The 11,547-nt window shown below is 62.3% G+C and carries 12 protein-coding genes; 7 read left to right on the top strand and 5 right to left on the bottom strand.

What is annotated here, in order from left to right; translation table 11 throughout:
• Positions 1 to 152 precede the first annotated feature (152 nt).
• The gene (locus RAD15_RS41740; RefSeq protein WP_458184525.1) at positions 153 to 1,589 is read right to left on the bottom strand and encodes a glutamine synthetase family protein; all 1,437 of its coding nucleotides are present in this window, start codon (positions 1,587 to 1,589) and stop codon (positions 153 to 155) included.
• 130 nt (positions 1,590 to 1,719) lie between these two features.
• Positions 1,720 to 3,078 (bottom strand): aromatic ring-hydroxylating dioxygenase subunit alpha, encoded by a 1,359-nt coding sequence (locus RAD15_RS41735; RefSeq protein ID WP_458184524.1) that lies wholly within the window; start codon positions 3,076 to 3,078, stop codon positions 1,720 to 1,722.
• A 113-nt stretch (positions 3,079 to 3,191) separates the two neighbouring features.
• Between RAD15_RS41735 and RAD15_RS41730 the strand changes: the two genes are divergently transcribed.
• Positions 3,192 to 3,977, top strand: a complete 786-nt coding sequence (locus tag RAD15_RS41730) for an IclR family transcriptional regulator domain-containing protein (RefSeq protein WP_458184523.1) — start codon at positions 3,192 to 3,194, stop codon at positions 3,975 to 3,977.
• 121 nt (positions 3,978 to 4,098) lie between these two features.
• Positions 4,099 to 4,431: a PRC-barrel domain-containing protein gene (locus tag RAD15_RS41725; RefSeq protein WP_458184522.1), complete on the top strand. Its 333-nt coding sequence runs from the start codon at positions 4,099 to 4,101 to the stop codon at positions 4,429 to 4,431.
• Positions 4,432 to 4,540: 109 nt separating this feature from the next.
• Here the strand turns inward: RAD15_RS41725 and RAD15_RS41720 are convergent, their stop codons facing one another.
• Positions 4,541 to 4,933 carry a group II truncated hemoglobin gene (locus RAD15_RS41720; RefSeq protein WP_458184521.1) on the bottom strand — a complete coding sequence of 131 codons (393 nt, stop codon included), beginning with the start codon at positions 4,931 to 4,933 and terminating at the stop codon, positions 4,541 to 4,543.
• Between the two features lie 2 nt (positions 4,934 to 4,935).
• A complete protein-coding gene (locus tag RAD15_RS41715) occupies positions 4,936 to 5,844 on the bottom strand; it encodes a helix-turn-helix transcriptional regulator (RefSeq protein WP_458184520.1) in 909 nt (302 codons plus the stop codon).
• A gap of 122 nt (positions 5,845 to 5,966) precedes the next feature.
• Between RAD15_RS41715 and RAD15_RS41710 the strand changes: the two genes are divergently transcribed.
• The 4 genes from RAD15_RS41710 (at position 5,967) to RAD15_RS41695 (ending at position 10,154) form a co-directional block, all read left to right on the top strand.
• Positions 5,967 to 7,508, top strand: a complete 1,542-nt coding sequence (locus RAD15_RS41710) for a benzoate-CoA ligase family protein (RefSeq protein ID WP_458184519.1) — start codon at positions 5,967 to 5,969, stop codon at positions 7,506 to 7,508.
• 244 nt (positions 7,509 to 7,752) lie between these two features.
• A complete protein-coding gene (locus RAD15_RS41705; protein ID WP_458184518.1) occupies positions 7,753 to 8,571 on the top strand; it encodes an alpha/beta fold hydrolase in 819 nt (272 codons plus the stop codon).
• An 18-nt stretch (positions 8,572 to 8,589) separates the two neighbouring features.
• On the top strand, positions 8,590 to 9,114 hold the full coding sequence (locus RAD15_RS41700; protein ID WP_458184517.1) for a DUF309 domain-containing protein: 525 nt from the start codon (positions 8,590 to 8,592) through the stop codon (positions 9,112 to 9,114).
• Between the two features lie 80 nt (positions 9,115 to 9,194).
• Positions 9,195 to 10,154, top strand: coding sequence for an IS1595 family transposase (locus tag RAD15_RS41695; RefSeq protein ID WP_458184516.1), 960 nt, complete (start codon positions 9,195 to 9,197; stop codon positions 10,152 to 10,154).
• 387 nt (positions 10,155 to 10,541) lie between these two features.
• On the opposite strand, the gene RAD15_RS41690 is transcribed toward RAD15_RS41695, so the two are convergent.
• Positions 10,542 to 10,697 (bottom strand): hypothetical protein, encoded by a 156-nt coding sequence (locus RAD15_RS41690; protein ID WP_458184515.1) that lies wholly within the window; start codon positions 10,695 to 10,697, stop codon positions 10,542 to 10,544.
• Here RAD15_RS41690 and RAD15_RS41685 point away from each other — a divergent pair.
• Positions 10,696 to 11,364, top strand: a complete 669-nt coding sequence (locus RAD15_RS41685) for a hypothetical protein (protein WP_458184514.1) — start codon at positions 10,696 to 10,698, stop codon at positions 11,362 to 11,364. The two genes, RAD15_RS41690 and RAD15_RS41685, sit on opposite strands and share 2 nt — an antisense overlap.
• The last annotated feature ends 183 nt before the right edge of the window (positions 11,365 to 11,547 follow it).

Genomic DNA, 11,547 nt, shown 5'->3' with positions numbered 1-11,547 from the left:
TCTGCCAGCTCAAACACTTCCGACGCTTGGCAACCCGCTATGACAGGCGAACCGCCAACTTTACCGGCTTCATCCATCTCGCAGCCGCAATGATCTGGATGCAATGAATGTCGATCGGTCCTAGGCCGGGACGACGCCGGCGTGTGCGGCGCTCAAAACACCTCGAAATACTCGCGGTGTTCCCAATCCGTCACCTCGCTCAAGAACCGGTCGATCTCGGCGTTCTTGATGTGGGTGTAGTAGTCGACGAACTCGGGCCCGAGCTTCTCGCGGAAGAACGGATCATCCTTCAGCGCGGCGACCGCATCGCGTAGCGATTTGGGCAGCAGCGGCGCCTTGGTCTCGTAGGGTGTGTCGGCGGACGGGCCGGGATCGAGCTTGCGGTCGACGCCGTCGAGGCCCGAGAGAATCTGCGAAGCCATGTAGAGATAGGGATTGGCGGCGGGCTCGCCGATGCGGTTTTCCAGGCGCGTGGCGGCATCGCCTGCGCCGCCGAGCACGCGGATCATCACCCCGCGATTGTCGCGGCCCCAGATCGCACGATCCGGCGCCAGCGAATAGGAACGGTAGCGCTTGTAGCCGTTGATGGTCGGCGTGGTGAACACGGTCGAGGCGCGGGCATGGTCGAGCAGGCCGGCGAGATAGCCGCGGCCGAACGCGCTGAGCGGCTCGCCGCCTTCCTTCGTCATGAACAGGTTCTCGCCGCTCGCGCGCGAGACGACCGACTGATGCAGATGCCAGCCGCTCGCGAACACATTCGGCAGCTTCGGCCGGCACATGAAGGTGGCGTGATAGCCGTGCCGGCGCGCGATCTGCTTCACGGCGGAGCGGAACAGCACCATGTTGTCGGCGGGCTCGAGGCCCTTCTTCGGCGCGAAGGTGAATTCGCACTGGCTCGGCCCGAACTCGACCTCGACCGAGCGCAAGGGCAGTCCGAGCGCGACGATGTCGCGACGGAGAATCTCCAGCACCGGCTCCATCTGATCGAAGCGCTGCTCGGTGAGATATTGATAGCCGTGGCTGAGCAGGCTCACTGACGGCGGCGTGCCGGGCTGGCCGGCATCCTCGGGGCGCATATGCGCGTCGTCGAGCTTGAAGATATGGAATTCGACCTCGAGCCCTGCGACGAAATCGTGCCCGCGGCTGCCGAGCTCGTCGAGCACCTTGCGATAGAGCCCGCGCGTCGCGAAGGGCACGGGGCGACCGTCATTGAAATAGAGATCGCACAGCACCCAGCCCGTGGCCGGCGCCCACGGCAATATGCGGAATGAGGTGGGGTCGGCGACCATCAACACGTCGGCCGCGCCCTCCATCTCCTTCATGCCGAAGCCGCCGCCTGACGTGAACACCGGAAACACCGTGCGGTGCGAGGTGTCCTTGGCGAGCATGGTGGTGGTGATGGAGCAGCCGCTCTCCAGCGAGGCGATCGCCTCGCTAGCGATGATGGTCTTGCCGCGCAAGATGCCGTGCTGGTCGGGAAAGGCGAGGCGGATGACTTCGAGGTTCTTGTCCTCGACGATGCGGCGCATGCGCGCCGCGGCGTCCTTCTGCTCATCCGACCACAGCGCATGACGCGCGACGAAAGTCACTTCATCACTCCCTCAACTGCCGTAGGGTGGGCAAAGCGTAGCGTGCCCACCGTGTCTATCGTCCTCACGGAAACATGGTGGGCACGGCGCTTTGCGCCTTTGCCCACCCTACGGGGTCCGTGCACGCACGTCACTCCGCCGCCGTCAGCCGGTGTACGTTGTCCGCGATCTCCTTCGGCACCGGTGCGGCCCAAGGTGCGCCGCGGCGGCGCTTGACGTCGACCTCCATCCAGTAGAGCTCCCACCCCTGGGTCGGCCCGATGCCGTCCATGGTGGCCGGTCCCTGGATGCTGCGTGCTCTGCTCTCGTCCAGAAACAGCATCGGCTTCTCGCCGCCCTGGACCTTCTCGATTTCCTGCCGCAGCAGGCGGCGGTATTGCACGATGGCCTTGTCGCTCGATCCGAGATGCTCCTTGGTGCGATCCTGGATCGCGCCCATCGATTCCACCGCCCACTGGTCGTGGACGTTGATGTCGCTGCCCATGCCGGTATAGGTCGCGGTCTGCTGCTCGTGCGGATCGAAGCCGTAGTCGTTGCTGCGGTTCTTGCGCGATTTGTAATCCGGCAGCTCATAGAGCTCGAGCCGCTGGTCGCGCATCTTCTGCTTGTCGACCGGGTTGGTATAGCTGGTGAAGATCGCGTACCAGTAGCAGTTCTCGTCGTCGACCGGCACGTGCCACTGGGTGATCGTCATCTCCGTGCTCATGGGGATGACGAAGCCGTGCGGGAAGAGCTGGTTGGTGACGCGCACATGGGTGCGCTCCTCGTCGATCTCGCGCAGCGCGATCAGCCGCAGGCCGTATTCGGTGTGCTCGACATTGATGATCGGGCGGTCGTATTCGCGCAGGATTTTCGTCATCGGCAGGTCCGAGCCGGCCGAAGCGCCACGGAACTGCTTGCCGTAGGCGGTGGACGTGTCCTCGTCCTCGAAGAAGCGGTGCAGGTAGGAGGCGTGCGCGGGATCGATGCCGACTTCCAGCGCCTGAAGCCAGTTGCAGGCCATGTGGCCCTTGAAGGCGAAGGTGTGCGTGCCGGGGGCGACGAAGCAGTCGAGCTCCGGAAATGCCGGCGGTTCGCCTTCGCCGAGATAGGCCCAGAGGATGCCGCTCTTCTCCACCACGGGATAAGAGCGCTGGCGGATGTTCTGGCAAAGTTTCGAATCCTTCGGCTCGGCCGGCGTCTCGATGCACTGGCCGGTGGCGTCGAACAGCCAGCCGTGGAAGGCGCAGCGCAGCCCGCCATGTTCGAGCCGTCCGAAAGCGAGGTCGGCGCCGCGATGGGCGCAATGGCGGTCGATCAGGCCGCAGCGCCCGGTCTCGTCGCGAAACAGCACCAGGTTTTCGCCCAGCAGTTTGACAGGGCGGATCGGCCGCGCGCCTTCGAGTTCGTCCACCAGCGCCGCCGGCTGCCAATAGCTCCGCATCAGCTTTCCGCAGGGATCCCTAGGTCCGGTGCGGGTGATCAGGTCGTTCTGCTCCTGGCTCATCATGGCAGTCGCATCCCTTTGTGGAGTAGCGCTTGTTCGCCTATTGAACGAATGTGCGAATTATGACATGCCTTGGATCGGCAGCAAGCACTATTTTGCAGGATTGTCCCGTCACCATGCCCAAGCTGAAGCGAAGCGAGACCGACGAGCGCGCGACGGATTTCGTCGAGGCCCTCGATCGTGGCCTGCGCCTGCTGCAATGCTTTGGCACGACGGCCGGTCCGATGACCCTAAGCGATCTCGCCCGCGCCGCGGAGCTGCCGCGCGCCACCGCGCGCCGCATGTTGTTCACGCTCCAGCGCGGCGGTTTTGTCTCCGGCGACGGAAAACTGTTCTCGCTGACGCCGCATGTGCTGACGCTGGCTGCGTCCTACCTGCGGTCCAACCAGCTCGTCACGGTGCTGCAACCGGTACTCGACCGGGTCGCGACGGCGGCAAACGAAATATCGTCGCTCGCGGTGCTTGATGGCGACGACGTCGTGTTCGTCGCGCGCAGCAGTCCGGCGCGGATGTTCTCGGGCGGCCTCGAAATCGGCTACCGCCTGCCGGCCTTCTGCACCTCCGTCGGCCGCGCCATGCTCGGCCAGCTCGATGATGCCGATCTCGCCGCGCGCCTGAAGGCGATGGCGCGCGAGGCGCTCACGCCGCAGACGGTCACCGACCCCAAGGCGCTGCTCGCGCGCATCATCGCCGACCGCGCGCAGGGCTATGCTCTGGTCGACCGCGAGGCCGAGCCGCATTTCCGCTCGATCTCGGTTCCCGTCCACCGCTACGACGGCGTCATCGTCGCTGCCATCAACATGGGCGCCCATGTCGATCGCGTGCCGGCGCAGGAACTGATCGGCCGCTTCCTGCCGCTGTTGCGGGAAGGCGCGGGGTCCGTGCGTTCGCAGCTGCTCTAGCGGTCGCCCGGGTGAGCGCAGCGATAGCCGGGGGGGAGCATCGCAAGACCCCGGATGTCGCTTCGCTCATCCGGGCTACAGGACTATAATGTCCGCAACGCAAGAACCCAGGGAGCACGCCATGCAACACACCATGGTTCCCAGTGATCGCGTCGAGCGCGTCGCCGTCTATGGTGGCGACGGCACGAAGCTCGGCACGATCGAACGATTGATGCTCGACAAGGTCAGTGGAACGGTCGCTTACGCCGTGATCAAGACCGGCAGGCTGCTCGGGACACATCACCATTATCCCGTGCAGTGGACCGCGTTGAAATATGATCCGGGACGTCAGGCCTTCCAGGTCGAATTGACGCCGGAACAATTGAGCAGCGGTCCCTGCGAATTCGATGGCGATGAGTTCGACTGGGGCGACCGCTCGCGGCCCTACCAGCATCCGAATTACTGGTCGATCTAGCCGAGTCGGACGTATTGTAGCCCGGGTGAGCGCAGCGATACCCGGGGAAGTCGTCGTGAAGATTCCCGGATGTCGCTTCACTCATCCGGGCTACGCGTCGAAGGCGCCGCTACCGGTTGCGCATCCAATCGGCGAGACCCGACAGCGCCTTGTCGAGATCCTGCCGCGCGGCGCCATCCGTCACCGTCTCCTCCAGCGCGCCGCGTATGCAGGACATCCACGCATCGCGCTCGGCATCGCCGATGGCAAAGCCGATGTGGCGCTGGCGCAGTCGCGGATGACCTTTCTCGACCGAATAGAGTTTTGGGCCGCCGGTCCATTCGGTGAGATAGCGCTTCAAGACATCCCGGATCAGGCCGAGATCGTCCGCATGCATTGCGCGGATGATCTGCGCCTCCGGCAGCGTGTCCATGCGGTCGTAGAAGCGATCGACCAGAAGGTCGATCGTGGCACTGCCGCCGATCCGCTCGAACATGGAGGTGGTGACGTCGCTATCGGTCATCTCTACAGCGCCACGCTGCGCAGACCGAAGCTGCGGGCTTCGTTCTGCAGCACCGGCCGCACCGCATCGATCAGCCGCGCGGCCGCGGCGTCGACGCTGAGTCCCGCGGTATCCACCACCGCTGTCGCGCGCGAATACAGCGGCTCACGGCTGAGCAAAATGTTACGCAGCTCCGCCATGGCCGAGCGGTCGTCGGCCATCGGTCGCAGATCGCCCTGGCGGCGGACGCGGGCCATGTGCTCTTCCGGCTCGGCCTTCAGCCAGATCGTGTAGAACGAGGTCAGGATCTGGTCGAACGTCAAAGGCTCCGAGACGATGCCGCCGCCGGTTGCCAGCACCATGAGTTCGTTGCGCGCGAGAAGCTGTTGCAGCGCCGCCTGCTCCATGCGGCGAAAGCCTTCCTGGCCGTAAAGCGCGATGATCTCGGCGACGGAGAGGCCGTTCTGCTGCTCGACCTCCTTGTTGAGCTCGACAAAACTCCAGCCGACCTTCTTCGCCAGCATCCGCCCAAGCGTGGATTTGCCGGCGCCACGCAGGCCGATCAGTGCGATGCCGCAGAACGGCGCGCGTCTGGCTGCGGATGCGCTGCCGCCGGCGAGCAGCTCCTTGGCCTGCGCAATCTGGCTTGGCGTCGCCTTGCGCAGGAGGTCGCGAAACATCTGCCAGTCCGGCGTCGGATCAGCGGAGGGAAGCAGGTCTTCGAGATGCGCGCCCATCGCGTCGGAGACGCGGCGCAAGAGCACGATGGACACGTTGCCCTTGCCGCTCTCGAGCTGCGCGATGTAGCGCTCCGAGATTCCTGATACCTTGGCGAGCACCTTGCGCGACATGCCGCGCAGCGCGCGCATCGTGCGCACGCGCTGGCCGAGCTGTTCGAGGAAATGGGATTCGGCGTCGGGACTGTCGGTCATATGCCTTCTTTAGCGGAGGTCCTGCGGCGCATTTTAATGAAACATAATGCCTGCTAGCATTGACAGCAAGCCGCCGCAGTGTCTTTCTATGAATTATAATTCTAAATTCAGGGGAGAAGTCCGTGAGCGAGGGATCCTATAACGCGGTGACCTGGCTGCTCGACCGGAACGTCGAGGAGGGCAGGGGAGGCAAGCTCGTCTTCGACGACACCGTCTCGCGGCTCACCTATGGCGAGCTCCAGCAACAGACCCGCCGCGCCGCCAACATGCTGCGCCGGCTCGGCGTCCGCCGCGAAGAGCGCGTGGCAATGATCATGCTCGATACGGTCGATTTCCCAATCGTGTTCCTGGGCGCGATCCGCGCCGGCATCGTGCCGGTGCCGCTCAACACGCTGCTGACCGCGGACCAATACGCCTACATCCTCGCCGACTGCCGCGCGCGGGTGCTGTTCGTCTCCGAAGCGCTCTATCCCGTCATCAAGGACGTGGTCGGCCGCATGCCCGATCTCGAGCATGTCGTGGTGTCCGGCGCCAAGCAGAACGGCCACAAGCAGCTCGTTGAGGAGCTCTCGGGCGAGAGCGATCAGTTCACGACCGCCGCGACGCATCCGGATGAGCCGGCGTTCTGGCTGTATTCGTCGGGCTCGACCGGCATGCCCAAGGGCGTGCGCCATATCCATTCCAATTTGCAGGCAACCGCCGACACCTACGCAAAGCAGGTGCTCGGCATCCGCGAGAACGACGTCTGCCTCTCCGCCGCCAAGCTGTTCTTCGCCTATGGGCTCGGCAATGCGCTGACCTTCCCGATGTCGGTCGGCGCCACCGTGCTCCTCAACAGCGAGCGCCCGACGCCGGCGCGCATGTTCGACCTGATGAACCGCTACAATCCCTCGATCTTCTACGGCGTGCCGACGCTGTTCGCGGCGATGCTCAACGACGAGACGATGAAGGCCGAGCGCGGCGGCAAGGCTCTGCGCATCTGCACCTCGGCCGGCGAGGCGCTGCCGGAATCCGTCGGCAACAGCTGGAAAGCGCGGTTCGGCGTCGACATCCTCGACGGCGTCGGCTCGACCGAACTCTTGCACATCTTCCTGTCGAACGCGCCCGGCGACATCAAATACGGTTCCTCCGGCAAGCCGGTGCCGGGCTATGCGGTGCGGCTCGTCAACGAGGCCGGCCAGGACGTCGCCGACGGCGAGGTTGGCGAGCTCCTGGTCGATGCGCCCTCGGCCGGCGAGGGCTACTGGAACCAGCGGCACAAGAGCCGTCGCACTTTTGAAGGCCCGTGGACCCGTACCGGCGACAAATATGTCCGCGACGCCGAAGGTCGTTACACCTTCTGCGGCCGCGCCGACGACATGTTCAAGGTCTCCGGCATCTGGGTTTCGCCGTTCGAGGTCGAGAGTGCGCTGATCACGCATCCGGCCGTGCTGGAAGCCGCCGTCGTGCCCAAGGCCGATCCGGAAGGGTTGCTGAAACCAAAGGCCTTCGTCGTGCTGCGGCCGGGCGCAACGACGAGCGACCTTCAGGAAATGTTGAAGGAGCACGTCAAGCAGAAGATCGGCCCGTGGAAATATCCGCGCTGGATCGACGTGGTGGAGTCCTTGCCCAAGACGGCGACGGGGAAGATCCAGCGCTTCAAGCTGCGGGAAGGGGCGAACTGAGCATATGAATGTGCGTGTGATTGACGCTGTTGCGGCAACTTCCACTGCGCTCCCTCCCCCCTTGTGGGGGAGGGCGGGGGAGAGGGGTAGCCGAGCAAACGGTCTTGATTGTCGCGCGCTAGTGTTCTCCGTCGCACTGGGAGTCCCCGTGTGGCACCCCCCTCCCTAGCCCTCCCCCACAAGGGGGGAGGGAACGACTGAGACCGCCGAAGCATCTTGTCCGATCGCTAAAAGAAGAATGCTCATGACCAACCTCACCCCCGCCGGCTTCCACAGCATCGATGGCGCCAGCCTCGAATACAAATGGCTCGCGCCGCAATCTGCTGAAGCGCCGACCATCGTCATGCTGCACGAAGGCCTCGGCTCCGTCGGTCTGTGGAACGATTTTCCGGAAAAGCTCCAACAGGCCACCGGCGCCGGCATCTTCGTCTATTCGCGCGCGGGCTATGGCCAGTCGAGCCCGGCGACGCTGCCGCGGCCGCTAGATTACATGCAGCGTGAGGCGCTGGATGTGCTACCGAAGATCCTCGATGCGATTCCCTTCAAGCGCGGCCTGCTGCTGGGCCATTCCGACGGCGCCTCGATCGCGACGATCTATGCCGGGTCACACCAGGATCATCGTTTGCAGGGTGTTGCGTTGATCGCGCCGCACTTCATCGTCGAGGACATCTCGGTGAAGTCGATTGCGGAGATCAAGACCGCCTATGAGACCACCGACCTCAAGACAAAACTCGTGCGCTGGCACAAGGACGTCGACAATGCCTTCTACGGCTGGAACGCCGCCTGGCTCGATCCGAAATTCCGCGACTGGGACATCTCGGAATATCTCGCCTATATCCGCGTTCCCGTCATGGTCCTGCAAGGTGCGGACGACCAGTATGGGACATTGCGTCAGGTCGAAATTGCGCAGGAAGAGTGTTACTGTCCGGTAGATTTGAAAGTCATTTCAGACGCGGGCCATTCCCCGCATCGTGAAGCGCCGGGGGCGACGCTTGACGCGATTGAGCAATTTGCAAAAGCGGCCCTGCGCGACGATCAGGGACTTCAGGGACGCGCCGCATGAACATGCGGAGGCACATCTGTGAATGTGCCTTCACATGTCACCGGCCCGTTGCCGTGGCCGCGATGGGCCTATGTGCCGGGCGAGACCGGCCGGGCCGATGCGGATTACGAAACGCTCGACCTAGCCAAGGCGTTGGTGCCCTCGGCCTTTCGCGGCTACGTGCCCGCGCGCCATCCGGCGCTGCGCTACGGACTCGCGCTCAACGACCGCGGTTATTTCTGGGAGGCGCAGGAGGTGCTGGAAGCGGTCTGGGCCGCAGCACCGCAGGGCGGCCGCGAGCGCATTCTGCTGCGCGCCTGCATCCACATTGCCAGTGCCAATCTGCGCCTGCGCATGCAGAGGCTGCATTCGGCCGCGCGCCTGTTCGGCGATGCCCAGGTCGAGCTGCGGGCGCTGAGCTCGCGCAAGGCGGCAGCGACCGGCGACGGCTTCGTCGAGAGCTTTCCGGTCGCCGCCCTGGCGGCGCTGGTCCAGGCCAAGCTTGGCCGCTTGCAGCTCTCCAAGGCGGACTGGATCGTGCTCAGGGCGACCGTGCGGTCCTAGGCGCTCATGAAACAAAGTGCACATTATAACCTTGACAAAGCAGACTGCCATAGGTAGTTTCCGGTCATTGGAGCAACCCGATGACCGATCTTCTCAAAAACCCGATCTTCCTTGACGAGACCGCAGCCCGCGAATGGCTGGAAGCCCGCGTTTGGGCGAACGGTCGGGTTTGCCCGCATTGCGGCAACGCCGATCAAGAGAAGATCACCAAGCTTGAAGGCAAGGCGCACCGTCCGGGCGTGTACCAGTGCAACGAACCTGAGTGCCGCCAGCAGTTCACCGTGACCGTGAACACCGTTTTCGAGCGCTCCAAAATTCCGCTGACCAAATGGCTCGCAGCGCTGTTCCTGATGACCGCTTCCAAGAAAGGCATCAGCGCCCATCAGATCCACCGTATGCTGGGCATTTCGTACAAATCGACTTGGTTCCTTATGCATCGCCTGCGTGAAGCAATGCGCGAAGGCGGCATGCTTCCCCCGATGGGCGAGGTTGGCGGCGCGGTCGAAGTTGACGAAACGTATATTGGCCGCCTCAAGGGCGTTAAGAAGAAGCGCGGCGGTGCGGCTCACAAGAACACCGTGCTTTCATTGCTTGATCGCGAGACCGGCAAGGTCCGCAGCTTCCACGTTGCCAATGCGACCGTTGGCGAAGTTGCGCCCATTGTCCGCGCCAACATCTCGAAAGAGGCACATCTGATGACCGACCAAGCTAAGATTTACGACAAGCTTGGCGCTGAGTTCTCACGCCACGATACGGTCAACCACCAAGAGGATGAATACGTCCGCGTTGACGGTGACATCAAGATCACCACCAACACCATTGAAAGCTACTTCAGCGTATTCAAGCGCGGCATGCTCGGCACCTACCAGCATTGCAGCGAGAAGCATCTGCACCGCTATCTGGCGGAGTTCGACTTTCGCCACAACAACCGTACCGCGCTAGGCGTGACCGATACTGAGCGTGCTACCGAACTCGCCAAGGGCATCGTTGGCAAGCGCCTGACCTATCGACGGCCTAACCGCAAAGACGTTCAAACATAAAGCGCTGCGTTTCTTACGATGGAAGAGTAAGGGGCCGAAACCAAAGCCAAAGCTCAATACCAAGTAGAGGAATGCGGTGTGACCATCATCAATCTTGCAGACTATGCAAAAGATGTCGCCAACATTGGCGAACCCATGTGCATCACTTTCTATAGTGCAACATTTCGCGACCGGGATGACACGCCAGCAAGCGCTAACGTAACTGTCACCGTAGAGAACGGGGACGTGTCAGGCGTTCTCGAATCCGTAAAAGAAAGAGGAGGAATTCTGCAAGAGGTTGGCGATCGTCACGTTTACATTCCGTGGCCGTGCGCTTGCGTAGTGATTCATAGACCCGATCAGAGTCCAATCGATAGTGATTGGCGTCACGAACAATAATCTGAATATTCATGGCTTGCGCGAAGGCTTCTTTTTCTTTGCGGTCGCTTTCTTCTTCGTCACCCGATGCTGTGGCGGACTTTTGGCCACCACTTTTGCAGCGCGCTCAAATCGTTCCATCGCGTCGGGATGAAATTCAATTTCCTTCGTGGGTTGCTTCACCATGACCGAACTTCCAAAAGCTCAAGCTGACGCTTCCCGTATCATACGGCCCGGAGATCGACTATATGATCCAATTTTTGACTTCCTGATCATGTTATCCGCTGTTTGTTATGCCAGTGCATTGAAAGTACGCGAGCCAGCGGCTGCTTTCCTGACCCCCAATCCGGTCATGCACTCGCTAACCCGATGGGGCGACCTTGGATTTCTCTTCCCATTGGGAGGGGTCTTGGAGCACGCACTAGCAAACAAAAAACCGACCTCAATTGATATCGGAATTATTACCACACGCGCATTGCTCGATAATCCAATGCCAGGAATCCGCGATTCATACGAGACGGACGGGCTTGCCAACACGCTTGGCCATGTGATTGCGCCGATCTTTTTGATGTTCTTTGAGCGCTACAATGTGTGGCTAACGGCGAATGTCGGCGAAGCAATCAATTGGCCAGCACCTTTGAACTTCTCCCGCGTCGTCCGCAATTCTATAGCGCATGGCGGGATCGACATTCGTAACCCGGCATCACCACCGGTTACGTGGCGTGACCTCTCCTATAGCCACGCCGATAAAGGAAAAAGCATCGTCGGCTCCGACCTAAAGTTTCCCGAGGTGGTGCAACTAATGTTTGAGTCTAGCGATGCGCTAGATGCCGCTGTCGTCCCCGTTCTGTGAAGCGGCGCGCATGGCTGCGTAAATTGCGCAGACAAGGCTAGAAATATCGTCAGGGGATGAGCTTTCCCAGAGGGCATAGTTTTTTGCCCTCACGGCTCTCATCCCCGCATCGACCATTACAGTTGTGGGCGCGCCAGCCCCAGACGAAGGGTCCGGAACGGGCTGATGTATATCTGAAGCGTC

The sequence above is a fragment of the Bradyrhizobium sp. 14AA genome, from assembly GCF_054185205.1.
This window is presented reverse-complemented; position numbering and strand designations above follow the sequence as displayed.